Source organism: Haloferax elongans ATCC BAA-1513, from assembly GCF_000336755.1.
In the GTDB taxonomy this organism is placed as follows: domain Archaea; phylum Halobacteriota; class Halobacteria; order Halobacteriales; family Haloferacaceae; genus Haloferax; species Haloferax elongans.
In genome coordinates this window covers 67780-86525 of the sequence record NZ_AOLK01000011.1, presented here as the reverse complement: position 1 = coordinate 86525, position 18746 = coordinate 67780, and the positions used below count along the sequence as shown (strand labels likewise).

The following is an 18746-nucleotide window of genomic DNA, read 5'->3' as shown; positions in this document are numbered from 1 at the left end:
TGCCTACGGCCGTAACCCTCGCATAATGGAAGTGCAGGAATCGTACCCAGTCGACGTCGACTCACTCCGTGCGGACTTCCCGATTCTCCAGCGGAAGGTCGGCGGCGACATCTCGACGCCGGGCGAGGATGACGACGACACCGTCCCCCTCGTCTATCTCGACAACGCTGCGACCAGCCACACCCCGGACCAAGTCGTCGACGCCATCGCCGACTACTACCGTGAGTACAACTCGAACGTCCACCGCGGTATCCACCACCTGAGTCAGGAGGCCTCCGTCGCGTACGAAGAGGCTCACGACCGGGTCGCCGAGTTCATCGGTGCCTCCGGCGGTCGCGAAGAAGTCGCGTTCACCAAGAACACGACTGAAGCGATGAACACAGTCGCCTACGCGTGGGGGCTCAACGAACTGGGTCCAGGCGACTCCGTCGTCCTCACCGAGATGGAACACCACGCCTCGCTGGTCACATGGCAGCAGATTGCCAAGCGAACCGGTGCCGAGGCGCGCTACATCCGCATCGACGAGGACGGCCGCCTCGACATGGAACACGCAAAAGAACTCATCGACGACTCGACGAAGATGGTCTCGGTCGTCCACATCTCCAACACGCTCGGGACCGTCAACCCCGTCTCCGACCTCGCCGACATGGCCCACGACGTGGGTGCGTACATCTTCGTCGACGGCGCGCAGTCGGTGCCGACCCGCCCGGTCGACGTGGAAGCCATCGACGCCGACTTCTACGCCTTCTCAGGCCACAAGATGTGCGGCCCGACCGGTATCGGGGCGCTCTACGGGAAACGCGACCTCCTCGACGAGATGCAACCGTACCACTACGGCGGGTCGATGATTCGCCGCGTCACCTTCGACGACGCCACCTGGGAAGACCTCCCGTGGAAGTTCGAAGCCGGGACGCCGCCTATCGCGCAGGGCATCGGCCTCGCCGCCGCCATCGAGTACCTCGACGACATCGGCATGGAGAACGTCCAGGCCCACGAGGAACTCCTCGCAGAGTACGCCTACGACCGCCTGAACGAGTTCGACGACATCGAAATCTACGGCCCGCCGGGCGACGACCGCGGTGGTCTCGTCTCGTTCAACCTCGACGGCGTCCACGCGCACGACCTCTCGAGCATCCTCAACGAACAGGGCGTCGCCATCCGCGCCGGTGACCACTGTACGCAACCGCTCCACGATAAACTGGGTGCCGCGGCGTCGACCCGAGCGTCCTTCTACATCTACAACACGAAAGAGGAAGTCGACAAACTGGTCGACGGCCTCGAAGTCGCACGCGACCTGTTCGCCTGAATACGGCCCGCGTTCCCGCGTCTCGGCTCTTGCTCGCCCCAATGCATTTGTTCTGCTGACACGTCGTCGGAGCGTATGCTTCAATCGGTGACCGACTTCCTCGTCGAGACGCTCCGGCAGACCGCCGCGGAGTTCGGGACCGCGGTGCAGGATGCCGCACCGAAGGTGCTCACTGCGGTCGTCTTCCTCGCGCTCGCTTACGTCGGCATCAGAGCGATACTGTTCGTCGTCCGCGGCGTCCTCGACGGTATCTACCCCGAAGAACAGGACCTCGTCGTCGACCTCGGGGTCGCCGTCGCGGGCGTGTTTCTGTGGTTCGGCGCGGCGCTCGCGCTGTTGAACATCGTCGGGATGGAGGAGATTGCGGCGAGTCTCGGGACGGCGACCGGGTTCATCGCGCTCGGCGTCTCCTACGCGCTGTCGAACATGATAGCCGACACAGTTGCGGGCGTCTACCTGCTTCGTGACCCTGATTTCAATCCCGGCGACCGCGTGAAGGCCGATCCTGTCACGGGGACGGTCACCGCCATCGAACTCCGCAAGACGCGCTTCGAGAGCGACGAGGGCGACACGGTCGTGGTGGCGAACCGCGACGTCGAAAAGAAGTGGACGAAATACGACGAGCCGACGACTACAGCAGACGCGACGTAAGCCGTGAAATCGGCCGATTTTCGGCTCCCCGGAATCCTTTTACGGCGCTCGGGCGTAGCCCCGACGAATACCAATGGGCATTGGCTCAGACATGTATCGTCAGCAGATTTTGGACCACTACAAGAACCCCCGTAACCACGGTCGGCTCGACGAGCCGACGTTCAGCCACACGGGGGAGAACCCCTCCTGCGGCGACACGATTACGATGGACGTGCAACTCGCCGACGACGGCGAGACGATAGAGCGCGTCGCGTTCTCCGGCGACGGGTGTGCCATCAGTCAGGCCTCGGCGAGCATGCTCACCCAGCGACTGCCGGGGACGACGCTCTCGGAACTGGAGGAGATGGACACCGACGACATCACCGAGATGCTCGGCGTCGATATCTCGCCGATGCGCATCAAGTGTGCCGTCCTCGCGCGACAGGTCGCACAGGACGGCGCGAAGATTCACGACGGCGAGATAGAAATCGAGAAGACGAAGACCGAAGACGACGACTAGTTCGGACCTGTTTTTCGTCGGCCGTCGAGTCGGAAGCAGAGTTGTTTCCGAAGTCAGGAGCAGAGCTGTCGCCGAAGCGACTGAGCCGCCGCTCTCTCTGGGTGCAGTTGTGTGCGGAAGGAATGTGGGAAGGAAACGCGTTGGGGAGCGGGGAGAAAACGCGTTGGGGGAACGCGTGTGGGGGAATGTGTGTAGAAGTGTGTAAGTGACGTGACGCAGCCGAAACGCGTTATTCCGGCTTCAGGCCGCCGTCCTGCACGCGCATGACTGCCTCGCCGTCGGCGAGGTTCGGCGCGTCCACGAGGCGGACGATACGCTTGTCACCCTTGGACTTGCGGAGGTAGATACGGAACGTCGAGGTGTGGCCCAGGATGTTGCCACCGATGGGCTGGGTCGGGTCGCCGAAGTAGGAGTCGGGGTTCGACGCAACCTGGTTCGTCACGAGGATACCCGTGTTGAACAGGTCGCCAATGCGCATCAGGTCGTGAAGGTGCTTGTTGAGCTTCTGCTGGCGCTCGGCGAGTTCACCGCGGCCGACGTACTCGGCGCGGAAGTGAGCGGTAAGCGAGTCGACACAGAGGAGGCGAACCGGCCAGTCGGTGTCCTCGTGCTCACCAGCGAGTTCCTTGGCCTTCTCGGCGAGGAGAATCTGGTGATTGGAGTTGAACGCCTTGGCGACGTGAATCTTGTCGAGGACATCGTCGACGAGTTCCTGCATCGTCTCTTCGTCGTCGACGGAGCCTTCGATGCCGCGGTCGGCGAGCGTCGCTTCGAGGACGTCGTCTTCGAGGCCACGGACCATGTCGTCGATACGCTCCGGGCGGAACGTGTCTTCGGAGTCGATGAAGATACAGCCGCCGCCGAGACCGCCCTGTTCGGGCGGAAGCTGGACGTTGACGGCCAGTTGGTGCGTAATCTGGGACTTACCGGCACCGAACTCACCGTACACTTCGGTGATGGACTGGGTTTCGAGACCGCCACCGAGGAGTTCGTCCACTTCGTCGATTTGCCAGCTCAGCTTGCCGATTTGCTGGCGTCGTTCGAGCACCATCGAACCGGTCTCGAAGCCACCGACGTCGGCGGCGTCGCGGGCGGCGTTGATGATGTCCGAGGCCGTGCTGGAGCCAATGTCGGCCTTGTTGGACAGTTCGCCGGGGCTGGCGACTGCGATAGACTGATAGCTGTCGTAACCGCTCTCGACGAGTTTGTCGGCTGTGGCCGGGCCGACGCCGGGGAGACTTTCGAGGTCGTCTTCTGCCATACCAACTCGTTCCGCCCATACCCACATAAACCCTCGTTAACAGCAAGGTGAAAGTGAAATCGGGAGACAGCGGCGACCCGGTGACGAGCGTCTGACGGAGGTTCAAGTGAGAACGCGCGGATTTCGGCGAGGAAAGTTAGTCAGTCCGACTCGTCCGGACAGTCACTCCCACGGGTGGCCGTTCGGCGTCGACGGCCACAGTGGGTACCAGTAGCTCTCGTCGTCTTCGATTTCCAACTCACCGTCGAGGACGGATTCGAGTTTGAACTCCAGTTGTTGGTTCCGCTTCGACGTTCCCTGTGGCGAAAACGGGTAGTACGCGCCGCGGCGGAACGAGTACACCCAGTAGGCTCGGTCGCCGTCCTTTCGGAAGCCGAAGAGGGCGGCGAGGAGGCGCGACCCGTAGCCGCGTTCGATGAACTCGTCGGCCGCGAAGTGGACGCTCGTCACGAGGTCCTCTGGGTCGTCGTCGACGAGAACGACCCAGTTGTAGCCGTGGTCGTCGGTGTGGCGGCGGAATTCCGTGCCCGTCTCTTCGCTTCCGGCGGAGAGGATAGACTCGACAGCGTCGACCGTGTCCGCGAAATCGGTGCTATCGACAGAGGAGAAACAGAGGGCCGCCTCGTCGGACGAGTCGAATCCGAGGTCCGCCTCCATCGTCAGGTAGGCGGTGCTCATTCCGAAGAGGTCGTCGGGGTCGGCCTTGCTGGTCGCATCCGACTCGGCGCTGATGCCGAGGGCGGAGCGAAGCGAATCGAACAGTCCCATGGGCACCGCTATGAGTGGCTACAACTTAGCGTCGTGGGGCGAAAACGAGGGTCGTCAGGGTGGGCGAGCGAGCGCGCGCCTCAGAACGTCTCCATCTCGCGCTCCATGTCGCGGAGGCGCTCGACGCGGTTTTCGGTCGAGGGGTGAGTGCTGAACAGCCGGCCGATGAAGTCCGACTTGATGGGGATGATGAAGAACGCGTTCATCTCCGAAGTCTCGCGCATGTCGCGCTTCGGGACGTTCTCCATCCGACCCGAAATCTTGAGCAGCGCGGAGGCGAGCGCAGACGGGCGGCCGGTGATGACCGCTGCACCGCGGTCCGCAGCGTACTCGCGGTAGCGCGACAGCGCCCGGATGAGCAGATACGAGATAATCCAGACGACGAGCGAGGCGAGGATAGCCACGATGACCGGCATGTTCTGTCGGTCGCGGTCGCCGCCGAAGAACCAACCCCAGCGGACGATGAGGAAGGCGATGCTGGAGAGGAACGACGCGATGGTCATGACCATCACGTCGCGGTTCTTCACGTGCGCGAGTTCGTGGGCGATGACGCCTTCTAACTCGTCGTCGTCGAGGGTGCGCATCAGCCCCGTCGTGACGCAGACGGCCGCGTTCTTCTGGGAGCGACCCGTCGCGAAGGCGTTCGGGACAGACGTGTCCGCGATGGCGACCTTCGGCTTCGGGAGGTCGGCCTGCTGGGAGAGGCGACCGACCATCGCGTGGAGTTTCTTCGCCTGCGGGCCGTCGTCCTCGTCGACGACAGTCGCACCCATGCTGTAGAGCGCGAGCTTGTCGCTGAAGAAGAATTGGGCGAAGAGGAAGATGCCCATGAACCCGACCATGATAGCGAGGTTCTGGAAGTAGGCGAACAGCACCCCCGCGAAGACGATGTAGAGGGCGAACAGGAGGAACATCGTGAACGCCATGCGACCACGCAGTCCCCAGTCCGGTTTCCATTCCATAGGGCGTGATTAGTAATCCGGCTAATAAACGCTGTTGGAGTGAGATGAGCTAACATATGGGGCCAGATTTAGCAGACCAGCGGCCCATCATCAAGCATGGAAACCGTCATCGTCACCGGCGCACTCGGGCGCTCCGGGCGCTGGATTACCGACCGACTCGCCGAGGACTACGAGGTCGTCGCTGTCGACCTCGACCACCCCGGTTTCGAAGTCGACGCCCGCGAAAACCTCGACTTTCGGGCCGCCGACCTGACGAACGTGGGCGAGGTTGTCGACCTCGTTGCCGAGTGCGACCCCGACGCCGTGGTCCACTGGGCGGCAATTCCCTCGCCGACGCGCCACGCCGGAAGTCGCGTCTTCGAGACCAACGTCGAATCGACCTACAACGCCCTCGTTGCGGCCGCTCGCGCCGACGCGCGAATCGTTTGGGCCTCGTCCGAGAGTGCCTACGGCTTCGCCTTCGCCGAGGAGACGCCGCTTCCCGACTTCCTGCCCATCACCGAAGACCATCCACTTCGGCCCGAAGACCCGTACGGGACCGCCAAAGTCGCGGGCGAGGAGGTGTCGAGGATGGTCGCCCGCAAGCACGACGCCTCGACCTGCGCCATCCGGCCGTCGTGGATTCAGTACCCCGGCGAGTACAACTGCCGCGACATCGCCGAATCGGGTGACCTCGCGGGCGGTGCGGGCAACTGCTGGTCCTACGTGGACGTGCGCGACGTTGCGGGGTTGGTCGCCGCAGCCCTCGAACACCCTGTCGACGGCCACGAGGCAGTCCACGCCGCGGCCGCGGAGACGTATCTGGGGCGGGCGACCGCTGACGCAGTCGAGGAGTTCTGGGGAGAACTGCCAGATGACTGTACTCTCGATGGCGAAGAATCAGCGCTCTCGACAGCGAAAGCCGCCGAGTTATTCGATTGGGTGCCGGAATATTCGTGGCGCGACGCCGCCGACGCCGAGGTTTCGGAGCCGACGCTCTGGACCTGAGCGACCGCCGAGAGACGGCGAAAAACAGCGGAAATCGGGACACACCGTTTTGACAGCCGGGCGCGTAGGTCCATGCAGATATGTTCGCCGACAGAGAAGACGCTGGCCGCAGGCTGGCCGACCTGCTCGACGACCGGGAAACCGAGGCAGACCTCGTTCTCGGTATTCCGCGGGGAGGACTCCCGGTCGCCCGCGAGGTGGCCGACCGACTCAGAGCGCCGCTCGACGTGGTCGTCGCGTCCAAAGTCGGCGCGCCCGGAAACCCGGAACTCGCGGTCGGAGCCGTCGCCGGCGACGGGAGCGCGTGGTGGAACGAGGACCTCGTCTCCTATCTCAGCGTGGACGACGACTATCTCGAACGCGAGCGCGAGCGCGAGGCCGAAGCGGCCAGAGAGAAAGTGTCGATGTACCGCGGCGGCGACCCGCTCCCAGACGTCGAGGGCAAGCGCGTCGTGGTCGTCGACGACGGGGTCGCGACCGGCGCGACAGCACGGGCCTGCCTCCGGCAAGTCGTCGCTGGCGGGGCAACACACGTCGTGCTCGCGGTTCCAGTCGGACCGCCGAGCACCGTCACCGAGTTGGAGTCGGAGTGCGACGACGTCGTGACAATCGACTCGCCGGAGGCGTTCGGCGCGGTCGGCGCGTTCTACCGTGACTTTACGCAAGTGACAGACGAGGAAGCCGCCGCGTACCTCGACTAGAGCCGCACGCTGGAGCCAGCGCGACTGTGACGCGGAACTTAAGCGGCACAACTGTCTATGCCCTCCAATGAGCGATTCCCGCGACTTCTGTCCCCGCTGTGGGGACCCTATTCCGGAGCGAGACGAACCGCTTCCCGGGATGCCCCGCGAGCGCGACGACGTCCTCTGTGATTCGTGTTACTTCGACGACTTCGAACTCGTGGATGCCCCCGAGAAAGTGCAGGTCCGCGTGTGTGCCCAGTGCGGTGCAATCGAACGCGGTAACCGCTGGGTCGATGTCGGCGCACGCGACTACACCGACATCGCCATCGAAGAGGTGTCGAACGCCCTCGGCGTCCACGTCAACGCCCAGGACGTACGCTGGGGCGTCGAACCCGAGCAGGTCGACCAGAACAACATCCGGATGCACTGCCATTTCTCTGGCGTCGTCCGCGACACGCCGGTCGAAGAGACGGCTATCGTCCCGGTGAGCATCGCACGCGAGACGTGCCAGCGCTGCGGCCGCATTGCCGGCGGCTACTTCGCCAGTCTCGTGCAGGTCCGCGCCGACGACCGGACGCCTACGACCGAAGAGGCCGAGACAGCTATCGAAATCGCCGAGTCATACATCGCAGAGCGCGAGGACAAAGGCGACCGAGACGCGTTCATTTCGAGTATCAAGCGGACGCCCAACGGCCCGAACATCAAGATTTCGACCAACAAGATGGGAAGTGGGGTCGCAAAGCAGATTCGCGAACGCTTCGGCGGCACCATCGAGGAACACCCGACGCTCGTCACGGAGGACGGCGACGGCAACGAGGTCTACCGCGTCACATTCGTCGCCCGCCTGCCGCGGTACACCCCCGGCGACATTATCGACCCCGAAGACGGCGACGGGCCGGTGCTCGTGCGGAGCAACCGCGGCCGACTCAAGGGGATGCGCCTCACCTCAGGCGACCTGTACGAGTCGGAGTTCGAGGACGGTGAGCGACCAGAGGCCGAGCATCTCGGTTCTATCGACGACGCCGAAGAAACGACCGTCGTGACGGTCGAAGACGAACACGCGGTGCAGGTTCTCGACCCCGAGACGTTCGAGTCGAAGACCATCCCGCGACCGGACTACTTCGACCCCGACGCTGCGATGGTTCCCGTCCTCAAGAGCCAATCTGGCCTGCACATCCTACCGGACGAGGCAGTCGAGGACGAAGACGAGGAGTAAGCAGACCGAAGAACGGTACCGAGACCAACGAGGGCGAGGAGGCGGGAAGATACGAGCGGGCGGCAGTGCGCTCTTTTTGCAGCGAGAGCAGAATTTGCAGCGAGAACAGAACAGGAACGAGCCGTCAGCTAACGAACGTCGAGATATCGAAACCGAGAGGTATCGTTAGTCCGCGCGGGCGGGGCTGTCGGAAGAGACCGCCGTCGCGGGCGTGTCCTCGCGCACCGTCACACCGTGGCGTTGGAGGGCGACGACGAGTTCGTCCTCAGAGTAGCCGGAGCGGGCGGCCGCCTGCGATAGTGTGAGTGTCCCGCTGCGATACAGTGTGATCGCCGAGGCGAGTGCGGTAGAGTGCATGGCCGATACACAGAGTATCAGTAGCATTGGTGTTAACTATTTCGTGAGAAAGCATATCAAACACAAACTACTCAGCGCATTTGGTTTACATACAGGATATAAATCAGAGATTCTAGCCACACACCCACAAACACATTAACAACCATTGAAGATTCGTCCGGGAGTTCTCGACACTCTTGGACGGGCGGGAATTATTGCATCGGTAGTCGAATGGTAACAAATAACACAATTGGCACACTGAGAGAGGAAGCAGTACTCAGAGTCGAGTCAACTAGAATCTCAAAAGAGATGGACGCTCTGCAGGAGCAAACCCAGCCATGTTTCCGTTATCACACCTGCGAATCGTGCCGAAGCGTTCATTTCTCCCCAGCCACGTCGTACGTCCATGGACAAACAGCAACTGCTCGCGCTGACACTCGTCGCGCTGATGCTGGGGTCGTCGCTGTTCTACGCGGTTAGCTTCGCGCTGTAATCACTCGCCCCAGACGTCAGAAAGCGGATGGTCCCCGCGACCACCGTCGTTCGAATCCGACTCCGAGCGACTGCGACCGTCGCGAGAGCCGCCACGAGAGCGACCACTGCTCCCAGATTGGCCACCTGATGACTGCCCATCCGAGGACCGACTACTGGCCGAGTTCGTCGCGCTCGACCCGGTTCCAGTCCCGTCCCTCGACTGCCCCGACGACTGGCCACCGAATCCCGACTGGCCCTGCGTCGCATTACTTCCCCGACCCCCGGCAGCGACGGGGTCGAACTCGGGGAGGTCCGGTTTCGACATCCGGTCGACCTGTTCGGCGAACCAGTCGGGCATGTCGTGGCGCGTCTTTTCGAACAACTGCAACAGACTGCTGTCGGCGACGTAGGTGTCGCCGTAGTCGTCGGGGGCGCGAACGACCCGGCCGCACGCCTGAATCACGGTTCGGAGCGCGGCGCGACGGTACCACGACCACTGACCGTCTTCGAGACGGCGGGCGACGCGCGAATCGTTCGTGTTGAGATACGGCGCTTTACAGAGCACCTGCCACCGACAGAGGTCGCCTTTCAGGTCCAGTGCCTCCTCCATCTTGACCGAGAGGAACACCTCGGGGCGGTCGGTCGCCTTCCACGTCTCTAACTCGGCGTTGCGGTTCTCCCGGTCGTGACCGTGGATTCGATTGCCGAGTCCCATCTCGGCGAGTCGGCGGCGAAGTTCGGCCTGAATCGCATACGAGTGACAGTGAATCAGGCCCTTCTCGTCGGGGTGTTTCGCCATCAGGCGAACGATGAGGCGGGCGATTTTGGGGAGCGTCTCGTCGCGGTGTTCGTAGGTCATCTTCCCCTGGGCGACGTTGTACAGGGGTCGGTTCTCGACCGGGAAAGTGTGGCCCACGTCCACGAGCGCGACGTTCGAGGGGTCGAGGCCGACCGACCGACAGAACGCTGCCTTGTTCAGGATGGTCGCCGACAGGAGCGCGAACCTGTTTCCGCGGTCCCAGACGGTGTGTTTGAGGTACTTCGCCGGGTCGAGCGGCTTGATGGCGATAGGCGACCCCTCGCCGTCGTGCTGGTCGACGACCCACGTCGTCGGACTCTGCGGGTCGCGGTAGTCCTCGACGAACCAGTTGAGTTCGCCGCGGAGTTCCTGGAGGCGGTCGCGTCGGGCCGCCTCTTCGGGCGTCAACTCGGGCTTCGCCAGCAACTCGTCTTTCGCCCGCTCGCAGACGCCAGCGACAGTTTCGGCGAATCGTGCAGCCCGCTCGACGGGGTCGCCCGCCTCGGAGAGGTCAGGAACGCCGATATCGTCCCAAATCGGGACTGTCCGAGGTTTCAGGTCGATAGTTGCGTACATCTCGGCCCACTCGGCCAGCCCGTGGGCCTCGTCGATGACGACCACGTCGCGCTTTCGGAACACATCCGACCCAGCGGTCTGCATGAAGTACGCGAGCGTCATCGCCGCAATCTGGCGATTCGAGGCGATAGCGCGGTCCGAAAAGTACGGACACCGATGCCGAATGGAACAGTCGAATCCGCGCTCACGGGCGCAGGGGGCGCGGTCGACCGGCGTGTCTTCCTCCCCGCGGATGATGCAGTTGTAGTTCGACTTCCCGCGGATTATCTTGAGGTCAGAAAGCAGGTCGTCTTCGGCTACGTCGTCGAGTTGCGACACCTGCGGCGTCGTGTAGTAGGCGTCTGTCGCCTGCGCGGGCGTCGCCTCCTCGACGGTCCGGGCCGCGCCCGCGATAGAACGCGCGAGGAGCGACTTGCCACTCCCGGTCGGCGCGCGAACCAACACCACGTCGTTGCCGTCGGCGAAGGCGTCTCGAATGTCGCGCAGTGCACGCTCCTGATTCCCACGATACTCAGGAGCCGGAAACGAGTCGATGATACGCGACGGGTCCACGATGGTTCCTGTCGGTGGGCGGGCCTAAATCCACCGCTCCCCGACGGTTCGACAGGAAGACAGTTACAGCGCCGCCACGTCTTCGGCCGTCGGTTCGCGGTCGCCCGGAAGGCGCTCCATACACTCGAAACAGAGGAAGTGCTCGGACCCGTCGACGAGTTCGAGCGTCATCCCGCCCGACGAGGAGGTCGGAAAGTTCCACAGGTCGCCGATACCGCCGGCGATGCGGACGCGCTTCCCGCAGACGTCACACGGTTCTGAAGCCATACACCGGGAGAGGAGACGCGGCGGGAAAAACACCCCGCCGAGGGGTTCATGTCCATCGACGTGTAATTTCTATGGCATGCGTGTCGATTGTGAGGATTGTGCTGGGTGCTGTATCGACTGGCGACCAGTTTCGCCCGTCACGCTGGACCACGAGCGCCGCGGACCGCGGGCACCACTCGACGACACCTACAATCTCGTGCCCCTGACGCGCGACGAAGTGCGCGAGTTCGTCGACGCCGGTCTCGGAGACGTGTTGACGCCGCGACTCTGGGAAGCAGCGCCGGGTGAGGGCGTCGAAATCGACGACATCGAGGTAGCTGCGATACACGGGAAACCGGCGTTCTTCGTCGGAATGCGAAAGCCGCCGAAGCCCGTCTCCCCGTTCGGTATCGAGCGGACGTGGCTGCGCAGCTGTGTCTTTCTCGACCCCGATACCCTCCAGTGTCGCATCCACGAGTCGGACCTGTACCCCGCCGAGTGTTCGGAGTACCCCGGTCACAACCTCGTGCTCGACAAAGAGACCGAGTGCGAACGCGTCGAGCGAATCCACGGTGGCGACCGCCTGCTCGACGACACGCCGCCAGAGAACCACCAGGGCCTCCTGCTCGGTCCCCACGCGCTCGGGGCGAAACTGTTCGTCCACCCCGAGCCTGAACGTCTGGACGGCGTGGTCGAACGACTCCGAACGCGCTCTCTGACCGAGGCCGACAGAGCCGAGTTCGTCGGCGTCGCGGTCGGCTCGCACCCGGGTTCGACCGAAGTCGACGACGAACGCGCCCGCGACGCCCGCGAACGAACACTCGAAGCCGACTCGTGGGCCGGAGACGCGTTCGAGACGTGGGTCGAGGCGGCAACTGTGCTCGGTGAGGACGCGGTCGACGCACCCGACCCGGCGGACGTCGAAGTCGCACGCGGTGCTCCCGAGACGCCTGGTTGGGACGCCATCCGGCAGGAAAACTGAGTCACCGACAGCGCGACCGCCGCCCGCGACGAGTCTTTAACACCTGTGGTGTCGTTAGCATGAGTCATGAGAGTGCTCGTCACTGGTGCGACCGGATTCGTCGGTCGGCACCTCGTCCCCGCCCTCCTCGACGCCGGCCACGACGTGGTCGCGTTAGTTCGCGACGCAAGTCGGTACACGGGACCGGACGCTGTCGAGGTTGTCGAGGGCGACCTGCTCGAATCGGACTCGCTCGGCCCGGCGATGGAGGGCGTCGACGCCGCGTACTATCTCGTCCACTCGATGCAGTCGGGAGGCGATTTCGAGGAACGCGACCGCCTCGCGGCCCGCAACTTCGTGGATACAGCGTCAGCGGCGGGCGTCGAGCGAGTCGTCTATCTCGGCGGCCTCGGCGAAGAGCGCGACCGACTCTCGCCGCACCTTCGCTCTCGACGCGAGGTGGAACACCTCCTCGAATCTGGCGCGTTCGAACTGACGACGCTCCGGGCGGCAATCATCGTCGGTGCTGGGAGCGCGAGTTTCGAGGTGATTCGCCAACTGGCGAAGCGTCTTCCCTTGATGGTGACGCCGCAGTGGGTCGAAACGCGTTGTCAGCCAATCGCTATCGCCGACGTGGTTGGCTATCTCGTCGGCGTCCTCGACTACCCCGAGACGGCGGGCGAGACGTACGAAATCGGCGGCCTGGAGGTACTCACCTACCGCGAGATACTTCACCGAGTCGGGTCCCATCTCGGACACGACCCGCGAATCGTTCCGGTACCGGTGTTGACGCCGCGGCTCTCGTCGTACTGGATTAGCCTCGTGACCGACGTGGACGCCGGAGTCGCACGGCCGCTCATCGAGGGACTGAAGAATCCCGTCGTGGTGCAGGACGACCGCATTCGCGACATCGTCTCGGTCGAGGCGACGCCCTTCGACGAGGCAGTCGAGCGGGCACTGGGCGAAGAATCCGAAGACGAGACGACCGTCACCGTAGAATCACCGACTGAAACGGTGTGAGTCGCAGGCAGTCGAGTGAGTCGCGGTCAGTCGAGTGGATGGCTGGCGACGACGGGGTTCAGAGAGGAGAACGCAGGACGATTGATAAGTCACGGGACCTAACCAGCGGCGTATGAACGACGCCCCGGAGTACGGCGAGACGTGGGTCTACGAGAGCATCGTCGGCGCACTTCCGGGCGTCAACATCAGCGAGGCGGGTGCAATCGCGCTGCAAGTCGCTATCTTCGAGGTCGCCGTCCTCGCTCTCGCGTGGGTGTACGACCTCTGGGCCGCGGCGGTGGCCGGGACTGCTGCAGTCGTCGTCGCCGCGGTCGGGAGCATCGTCATGCTCCGAATGGGACAGTTGACCCGCGCCGCTGCCGTGCCGGGTCCCTACCGACGCCTCCTGTTCGGGTCGAGCATCGAAGTCGTGTTAGCGGTGCTCGCGTTCGTCGCGCTCGTGACGCATCTGTTCGTCTTCGACGGGCGGCAGACGGCAGTCCCACTCGTGAGGGTACTGTTCGGCCCAGAACCACCAGTCGTGGTCGTCTATCTGATGCTGCTCGTCCTCTGGGACCTCTGTTACCGCATCGGAACGTCGTGGTGGGCGGCGGTCGTCGGCCTCTGGGGCGTCCTCCGCTACCGCTTCGACGACCCGACTGCGAAGACTGTCGGACGAGTCAATCTGCTCAACGTTGGATTCGGCGCGGCACAGTTGCTCCTCGTGCCGTTTCTTCAGGACCAACCGATACTCCTCGTGGCGGTTGGTGGACACGTCGTCGCCGTGACCGTCGTCTCAGGAGTCGCAGCGACGCTCGTTCGGGTTCGGTGACACGGCGGCCGAGAAGCGTTCGCGAATCAGTCGCCCTTCATCTGCTTGAACTGCTCAAGGAGGGCCTCGGTCGAGTCGCCGGAGTCGTACTCGACCGTTCCGCGGTAGGTGTTTCGGTCGTCGTCGGTGCCGGGTTCGACTTGACTCGTCATGCGTTCGCGGCGTTCGTGTTCTTCTTCGTCGTAGGCACCCATTGACATGGTTCATCATACCGTGTGAAGTCTTCCCACATATAATTAACGGTGACAATCAAAATCATGATAGATTCGGGGAGGATGGCGGGAAAAGATAAAACCTCCCCGTAGACTACACCACCTGTGGCACGCCCCCTCCGCTTTCGCTTTGCAACCGGTCGCTGGGACGAATCACGAGTTCGTCGCGACGTCTTCGAACCGCTGGACTCGAATCTCGGTGCGACGATGCGTTCGCCAGCGCACGCCCCACCCGACGGTTACGAGGCGCGTCGGTTCGACATGGAAAACGGCGACACCGCCCTCCTCGCGTGGACTGACGACCACGCCTACTGGTTAGGCAACACCGAGACGCCGAGTTCGCTGTGGCGAACAGACAAAGAAGGGTTCGACGAGGCACCCTTCTCGATTTCTCGCTGGGCACAGCGCGAGCTCATCGACGAACTGTTCGAGGAGTCGCCGTGGCTGGAACCGTATCCGCATCTCTCGTGGTTCTTTCTCCCGGTGTTCCTCTCGAAAGACGGGCGCGAGACGACTCGCGAGTTCTTCTACGACCACGCAGCGGGCTTCCCCGATGCGACACGCGAGGAGGCGCTGTCGTTCTACGAGCGCCTCTTTGCGACCGGGGCGCTCGACGAGTACCGAGAAGTCATGGCCGGAAAGCTCGGCACCTCCGAGTACTTCGACCGAATTCGGATGACGGCGGCGATGGGCGAGTTCGACGTGGCGCACCTGCTTACGGAGGCTGGGTACGACATCACGCCAGAAATCGAGGTCACGACCGGCCACTCCATCGACTTCCGCGTCGACGACGCCCGCACGGGTGGAGCACTCGTCGAAGTGACGCGGCCGCTCCCGCCGAATCGACGGTCAGTGAGCAATCCGGTCGCGGCGATTCGAGACACCGCACAGACTAAAACCAGCGGTCAGGGCCAACTCGCCGAACACGGCGGTGGCGTAACGCTGTTCGTCGATTGTTCGTCGTTCCCCGACGACGACTGGGCCGCCATCATGGGCGAGAAACCGGACGTCCGTCACCGGCCCGCAGTCGTGTTTCGACTCCGGCCGTCAGGAGACGTCGAAGGGTACGCGAAGGGGTCGGTCCCGGTGGACCTCCCGTGGCTGTCGTAGTTAGAAGGAGAGCATCTGCGGACCGTCTTCGCCCAGCGGGCTGGGGTCGCGGTCGCTGTAGTATCGGCGACCGATTGCCTCGTGCCCGACTGCAGTGTAAAGCGAGTCCCGCACGTCCTGCGGGCAAGTGTACGTCTCGTCGCCGAGACGTGCCAGAATCTGTGCGACAGTCTCCTGGCCGTTTTGGAGCTCGATTACTTCGTCCCCGTAGTGTTGGACGAAGTCTGTCGAGCTAGTCGGGTATTCGTGGCGATCGATTGCGTCGCCGAGTCCGTTCAGGCGCATTACACCCCAACGAAACCGGACCACATTCTTAATGATTTTCCATGAGCGTCATTAGAGACTTTGTAGTCCTTAATCATCCTTAATTGAAGATTTCGCGTAAGGCTTCTTGTCCCTCGCACGGACCACAGGGTATGACGAACGACGCCCCGGTTGCGGACCTCCACCTCCATACGACCGCCTCGGACGGTCGTCTCACTCTCGATACGCTCCCGGCCGCGGCACGTGCTGGCGGCGTCGAGGTCGTGGCCGTGACCGACCACGACCGATACCATCCGCAACTCGATGCACCTGTCGTCGAACGCGAGGGCGTGACTATCGTCCACGGAATCGAACTACGCGTCGACGCCGAGGACCGCCGCGTCGACCTGCTCGGGTACGGCGTCGAACAGACAGACGCCCTCACGGCCGAAGTCGAGCGTCTCCAGCAGGACCGCGTCGAGCGCGCCCGAAAAATCGTCGCGGCCGTCAAGGAGACGACCGGCGTGCACCTCGATATCGACATCCACCACGGGATTGGTCGGCCGCATATCGCCCACGCTATCGACGCGAGCGACGCCCCCTATGACTATCAGGAGGCGTTCGACGACCTCATCGGCGCCGACGGCCCGTGTTACGTCCCGCGTGCTCTCTCGACCTTCGACGACGGTGTCAGTATTCTCCGAGAGGCGTGCGACGTCGTGAGCCTCGCCCACCCGTTTCGCTACCGCGACCCCGAGTTCGCCCTCGAACTCTGTGCCGACCTCGACGCAGTCGAGCGATACTACCCCTACAGCTACGAGGTCGACACCGACCTGCTCGACGAGGCTATCGAAACCTACGACTTGCTCACAACCGGCGGGAGCGACGCACACGACGACACACTGGGGAAAGCCGGACTCCCCGCAGCGGAGTTCGAGCGCTTCGCGGACGAGATTTCAGGTCTCTGATTCGTTTTTTAGCCGACAACTGCACCGTCTGACGCGGGCGTAGAGTTAAATCATATCGGGTCTGAAAAGGGGGTATGCAGTGTCACTACTGCGACCGCGAGGCCGCATACGCCGCGGAGAAAGACTCCATCAAAGTCGGCCTCTGTGAGCGACACTTCCGTAAACGCGTCGAGGAACTCGCCGAATCCGAGGAACTCGCCGCCCTGAAAGAAAAACTCGACATCAACCGAACGAAGTGAGGTCGCAGTCCGGTCCCCGGACATCCTCCGCTACCCTCCTTCGAGCCATCCATTTTTTTGGACCTGATAGTCGAGAGAGCTACGCGAGAACTCGACCACCGAGCAGGTAGAGCGCCGCGAGCGCGCCCTCGAAGACGAGCGTCCCGAGCGCAGAGAGCGCGAGGAACCGCCGCGGCGACATCTCGGCGAATCCCGCCGGAACGGTGAGCATCCCGCGCGTGAACAGCATCGCGTTACTCGCCGGGACGACAAGCGGGCCCCAGCGGTCGAACCAGCCGTCGAACCGCTCGATTTTGGACTCGTCGATACGGAACCACGACCGCGAGAGGAGATACTCGCGGCCCCCGCGCTGGGCGACGAGAAACAGCGCGAACTGGCCGACTGTCGCGCCGAGGACGGCAATCCCTAGGATGGGTAGGAGGTGCTCTGGGCCAATCAGCACCAGCGCACCGGGGACGAGCAGTTCACTCGGCGCGACGTAGAGTAACATCGCGCCTTCGAGGACGAACACCGCAAAGAGGACGACAAAGGCGAGTTCAGACGCGAGAAGTTCGCGAAGGAAGGGCGGAAGTTCTGCAACCGGGGCACTCATCGCTCTCGCGTTGTGAGGGGTGTGGCAAAGCGGTTATGGTGTGACACGGTACCGAGAGCGACGCCGTTTTGCCACCGCCTGTCGAAGCCGACGTATGGACCTCACCGACCGCCCGCGACGACTTCGGACAGACGGGATTCGACCGCTCGTCTCGGAGACGACGCTCGACGCGACAGACCTCGTCGCGCCGGTATTCGTGGACGCGACGACCGACGAGCGCGTCCCCATCGAGTCGATGCCGGGCCACGAACGGGTTCCGATTTCGGAGGCGGCCGAGCGCGTCGCGGAAATCCGAGAAACGGGCGTCGAGGCCGTCATCGTCTTCGGTATCCCCGAGTCGAAAGACGCCGAGGGGTCGCGCGCGTACGCGGAGGACGGTGTCGTACAAGAGGCGGTCCGCCGCATCACCGCCGAGACCGACGCCTACGTCATCACCGACGTGTGTCTCTGTGAGTACACCGACCACGGACACTGCGGGGTGTTGGAATCGCACGCCGAAGACGACCCGACACTCACCGTCGAAAACGACCCCACGCTCGACCTCCTGACGATGACGGCGGTGTCCCACGCCGCGGCCGGTGCCGACATGGTCGCCCCCTCGTCGATGACCGACGGGATGGTCGGGGCGATTCGCGAGGGACTGGACGACGCGGGATACAGCGACGTTCCAATCATGTCCTACGCCGCGAAGTACGAGAGCGCCTTCTACGGCCCCTTCCGGGACGCTGCCGACGGTGCCCCGGCCTTCGGCGACCGCCGCCACTACCAGATGGACCCCGCCAACGCCCGCGAGGCGATGCGCGAAGTCGCCCTCGACGTCGAACAGGGTGCCGACGTGCTGATGGTCAAACCCGGCCTGCCGTATCTCGACATCGTCCGTGCCATCCGCGAGACGTGGGACCACCCGGTCGCCGCCTACAACGTCTCCGGCGAGTACGCGATGCTCCACGCTGCCGCCGAGAAAGGATGGCTCGACCTCGACGCGGTGGCTCACGAGTCACTGCTGTCGATAAAGCGCGCCGGGGCGGACCTCATCATCACGTACTTTGCGGAGCGCGTGGCAGAGCAGTTATCGTCCGGTCGCTGACCGACCACCAGCCGTTTTCTCGACCCCGTGAGACCGGACCGCGCGCGACGAAATCAGCCGTCTGTGGCAATATTTTCCTGAACGTTCGTCCACACAGAGCCGAACATTCGTCTCAGTTCTGGACGGAATACAACCTTATACGCATAGTATTCTACCGTATTTTGTTTGTTCGTCTTATTATGGACCA

At 63.4% G+C, this 18746-nt stretch carries 22 protein-coding genes; 13 read left to right on the top strand and 9 right to left on the bottom strand.

From position 1 onward, the window contains the following. The first annotated feature begins 31 nt into the window (after nucleotides 1-31). From sufS to sufU, 3 genes are all read left to right on the top strand, one after another. Nucleotides 32-1306: a bifunctional cysteine desulfurase/selenocysteine lyase SufS gene (gene sufS / locus C453_RS02700; protein WP_241430677.1), complete on the top strand. Its 1275-nt coding sequence runs from the start codon at nucleotides 32-34 to the stop codon at nucleotides 1304-1306. A 75-nt stretch (nucleotides 1307-1381) separates the two neighbouring features. After that, a complete protein-coding gene (locus C453_RS02695; RefSeq protein WP_008322567.1) occupies nucleotides 1382-1957 on the top strand; it encodes a mechanosensitive ion channel domain-containing protein in 576 nt (191 codons plus the stop codon). A 73-nt stretch (nucleotides 1958-2030) separates the two neighbouring features. Continuing rightward, complete coding sequence (sufU, locus tag C453_RS02690) at nucleotides 2031-2456, top strand: Fe-S cluster assembly sulfur transfer protein SufU (RefSeq protein WP_007544127.1); 426 nt, start codon at nucleotides 2031-2033, stop codon at nucleotides 2454-2456. A gap of 229 nt (nucleotides 2457-2685) precedes the next feature. Here the strand turns inward: sufU and radA are convergent, their stop codons facing one another. The 3 genes from radA to htpX all read right to left on the bottom strand — a co-directional run bounded on the left by radA (nucleotide 2686) and on the right by htpX (nucleotide 5447). Next, nucleotides 2686-3717, bottom strand: a complete 1032-nt coding sequence (gene radA / locus C453_RS02685) for a DNA repair and recombination protein RadA (protein WP_008322566.1) — start codon at nucleotides 3715-3717, stop codon at nucleotides 2686-2688. A 162-nt stretch (nucleotides 3718-3879) separates the two neighbouring features. Then, entirely contained in the window at nucleotides 3880-4485 is a 606-nt protein-coding gene (gene pspAB / locus C453_RS02680; RefSeq protein WP_007544120.1) for a PspA-associated protein PspAB, read from the bottom strand. Nucleotides 4486-4565: 80 nt separating this feature from the next. Continuing rightward, the gene (gene htpX / locus C453_RS02675) at nucleotides 4566-5447 is read right to left on the bottom strand and encodes a zinc metalloprotease HtpX (RefSeq protein WP_008322565.1); all 882 of its coding nucleotides are present in this window, start codon (nucleotides 5445-5447) and stop codon (nucleotides 4566-4568) included. A 96-nt stretch (nucleotides 5448-5543) separates the two neighbouring features. Here htpX and C453_RS02670 point away from each other — a divergent pair, with 96 nt between their 5' ends. The 3 genes from C453_RS02670 to C453_RS02660 all read left to right on the top strand — a co-directional run bounded on the left by C453_RS02670 (nucleotide 5544) and on the right by C453_RS02660 (nucleotide 8333). Then, a complete protein-coding gene (locus C453_RS02670) occupies nucleotides 5544-6434 on the top strand; it encodes an NAD-dependent epimerase/dehydratase family protein (RefSeq protein ID WP_008322564.1) in 891 nt (296 codons plus the stop codon). 80 nt (nucleotides 6435-6514) lie between these two features. Further along, entirely contained in the window at nucleotides 6515-7135 is a 621-nt protein-coding gene (locus tag C453_RS02665; RefSeq protein WP_008322563.1) for a phosphoribosyltransferase, read from the top strand. Nucleotides 7136-7202: 67 nt separating this feature from the next. After that, entirely contained in the window at nucleotides 7203-8333 is a 1131-nt protein-coding gene (locus C453_RS02660; protein WP_049907476.1) for a 60S ribosomal export protein NMD3, read from the top strand. Nucleotides 8334-8498: 165 nt separating this feature from the next. Here C453_RS02660 and C453_RS02655 read toward each other — a convergent pair whose 3' ends face one another. The 3 genes from C453_RS02655 to C453_RS02645 form a co-directional block, all read right to left on the bottom strand. Beyond that, nucleotides 8499-8690, bottom strand: coding sequence for a DUF7317 family protein (locus C453_RS02655; protein ID WP_008322561.1), 192 nt, complete (start codon nucleotides 8688-8690; stop codon nucleotides 8499-8501). 472 nt (nucleotides 8691-9162) lie between these two features. Further along, nucleotides 9163-11070 carry a helicase C-terminal domain-containing protein gene (locus tag C453_RS02650; protein ID WP_008322560.1) on the bottom strand — a complete coding sequence of 636 codons (1908 nt, stop codon included), beginning with the start codon at nucleotides 11068-11070 and terminating at the stop codon, nucleotides 9163-9165. 63 nt (nucleotides 11071-11133) lie between these two features. After that, a complete protein-coding gene (locus C453_RS02645; protein ID WP_007544105.1) occupies nucleotides 11134-11337 on the bottom strand; it encodes a DUF7561 family protein in 204 nt (67 codons plus the stop codon). A gap of 76 nt (nucleotides 11338-11413) precedes the next feature. On the opposite strand from C453_RS02645, the gene C453_RS02640 reads away from it, so the two are divergent. The 3 genes from C453_RS02640 to C453_RS02630 all read left to right on the top strand — a co-directional run bounded on the left by C453_RS02640 (nucleotide 11414) and on the right by C453_RS02630 (nucleotide 14108). Continuing rightward, nucleotides 11414-12298, top strand: coding sequence for a zinc/iron-chelating domain-containing protein (locus C453_RS02640; protein WP_008322559.1), 885 nt, complete (start codon nucleotides 11414-11416; stop codon nucleotides 12296-12298). Between the two features lie 66 nt (nucleotides 12299-12364). Further along, nucleotides 12365-13297 (top strand): NAD(P)H-binding protein, encoded by a 933-nt coding sequence (locus C453_RS02635; protein ID WP_008322558.1) that lies wholly within the window; start codon nucleotides 12365-12367, stop codon nucleotides 13295-13297. A gap of 112 nt (nucleotides 13298-13409) precedes the next feature. Beyond that, complete coding sequence (locus C453_RS02630; protein ID WP_008322557.1) at nucleotides 13410-14108, top strand: DUF7530 family protein; 699 nt, start codon at nucleotides 13410-13412, stop codon at nucleotides 14106-14108. Nucleotides 14109-14134: 26 nt separating this feature from the next. Here the strand turns inward: C453_RS02630 and C453_RS20330 are convergent, their stop codons facing one another. Beyond that, complete coding sequence (locus C453_RS20330; RefSeq protein WP_008322556.1) at nucleotides 14135-14308, bottom strand: DUF5786 family protein; 174 nt, start codon at nucleotides 14306-14308, stop codon at nucleotides 14135-14137. Nucleotides 14309-14425: 117 nt separating this feature from the next. Here C453_RS20330 and C453_RS02625 point away from each other — a divergent pair, with 117 nt between their 5' ends. After that, on the top strand, nucleotides 14426-15430 hold the full coding sequence (locus C453_RS02625; protein WP_008322555.1) for a DUF5784 family protein: 1005 nt from the start codon (nucleotides 14426-14428) through the stop codon (nucleotides 15428-15430). Here C453_RS02625 and C453_RS02620 read toward each other — a convergent pair whose 3' ends face one another. Further along, nucleotides 15431-15715, bottom strand: a complete 285-nt coding sequence (locus C453_RS02620; protein ID WP_007544095.1) for a DUF5789 family protein — start codon at nucleotides 15713-15715, stop codon at nucleotides 15431-15433. A gap of 131 nt (nucleotides 15716-15846) precedes the next feature. Between C453_RS02620 and C453_RS02615 the strand changes: the two genes are divergently transcribed. Continuing rightward, entirely contained in the window at nucleotides 15847-16641 is a 795-nt protein-coding gene (locus C453_RS02615; protein WP_008322554.1) for a PHP domain-containing protein, read from the top strand. A gap of 74 nt (nucleotides 16642-16715) precedes the next feature. Then, nucleotides 16716-16880, top strand: a complete 165-nt coding sequence (locus tag C453_RS20325) for a DUF6757 family protein (RefSeq protein WP_007544093.1) — start codon at nucleotides 16716-16718, stop codon at nucleotides 16878-16880. 79 nt (nucleotides 16881-16959) lie between these two features. Here the strand turns inward: C453_RS20325 and C453_RS02610 are convergent, their stop codons facing one another. Further along, on the bottom strand, nucleotides 16960-17472 hold the full coding sequence (locus C453_RS02610; protein ID WP_008322553.1) for a DedA family protein: 513 nt from the start codon (nucleotides 17470-17472) through the stop codon (nucleotides 16960-16962). Between the two features lie 94 nt (nucleotides 17473-17566). On the opposite strand from C453_RS02610, the gene hemB reads away from it, so the two are divergent. Next, complete coding sequence (gene hemB, locus C453_RS02605) at nucleotides 17567-18559, top strand: porphobilinogen synthase (protein ID WP_008322552.1); 993 nt, start codon at nucleotides 17567-17569, stop codon at nucleotides 18557-18559. The last annotated feature ends 187 nt before the right edge of the window (nucleotides 18560-18746 follow it).

Excerpts from the sequence above, each read along its gene's own strand:
- radA (WP_008322566.1), bottom strand. The coding sequence starts at position 3,717 with ATGGCAGAAGACGACCTCGAAAGTCTCCCCGGCGTCGGCCCGGCCACA.
- C453_RS02665 (WP_008322563.1), top strand. The coding sequence starts at position 6,515 with ATGTTCGCCGACAGAGAAGACGCTGGCCGCAGGCTGGCCGACCTGCTC.
- C453_RS02695 (WP_008322567.1), top strand. The coding sequence starts at position 1,382 with ATGCTTCAATCGGTGACCGACTTCCTCGTCGAGACGCTCCGGCAGACC.
- C453_RS02655 (WP_008322561.1), bottom strand. The coding sequence starts at position 8,690 with ATGCACTCTACCGCACTCGCCTCGGCGATCACACTGTATCGCAGCGGG.
- sufU (WP_007544127.1), top strand. The coding sequence starts at position 2,031 with ATGGGCATTGGCTCAGACATGTATCGTCAGCAGATTTTGGACCACTAC.
- C453_RS02615 (WP_008322554.1), top strand. The coding sequence starts at position 15,847 with ATGACGAACGACGCCCCGGTTGCGGACCTCCACCTCCATACGACCGCC.
- htpX (WP_008322565.1), bottom strand. The coding sequence starts at position 5,447 with ATGGAATGGAAACCGGACTGGGGACTGCGTGGTCGCATGGCGTTCACG.
- pspAB (WP_007544120.1), bottom strand. The coding sequence starts at position 4,485 with ATGGGACTGTTCGATTCGCTTCGCTCCGCCCTCGGCATCAGCGCCGAG.
- C453_RS02635 (WP_008322558.1), top strand. The coding sequence starts at position 12,365 with ATGAGAGTGCTCGTCACTGGTGCGACCGGATTCGTCGGTCGGCACCTC.
- C453_RS02670 (WP_008322564.1), top strand. The coding sequence starts at position 5,544 with ATGGAAACCGTCATCGTCACCGGCGCACTCGGGCGCTCCGGGCGCTGG.
- C453_RS02610 (WP_008322553.1), bottom strand. The coding sequence starts at position 17,472 with ATGAGTGCCCCGGTTGCAGAACTTCCGCCCTTCCTTCGCGAACTTCTC.
- C453_RS02620 (WP_007544095.1), bottom strand. The coding sequence starts at position 15,715 with ATGCGCCTGAACGGACTCGGCGACGCAATCGATCGCCACGAATACCCG.
- hemB (WP_008322552.1), top strand. The coding sequence starts at position 17,567 with ATGGACCTCACCGACCGCCCGCGACGACTTCGGACAGACGGGATTCGA.
- C453_RS02660 (WP_049907476.1), top strand. The coding sequence starts at position 7,203 with ATGAGCGATTCCCGCGACTTCTGTCCCCGCTGTGGGGACCCTATTCCG.
- C453_RS20325 (WP_007544093.1), top strand. The coding sequence starts at position 16,716 with ATGCAGTGTCACTACTGCGACCGCGAGGCCGCATACGCCGCGGAGAAA.
- C453_RS02645 (WP_007544105.1), bottom strand. The coding sequence starts at position 11,337 with ATGGCTTCAGAACCGTGTGACGTCTGCGGGAAGCGCGTCCGCATCGCC.
- C453_RS20330 (WP_008322556.1), bottom strand. The coding sequence starts at position 14,308 with ATGTCAATGGGTGCCTACGACGAAGAAGAACACGAACGCCGCGAACGC.
- C453_RS02640 (WP_008322559.1), top strand. The coding sequence starts at position 11,414 with ATGCGTGTCGATTGTGAGGATTGTGCTGGGTGCTGTATCGACTGGCGA.
- C453_RS02630 (WP_008322557.1), top strand. The coding sequence starts at position 13,410 with ATGAACGACGCCCCGGAGTACGGCGAGACGTGGGTCTACGAGAGCATC.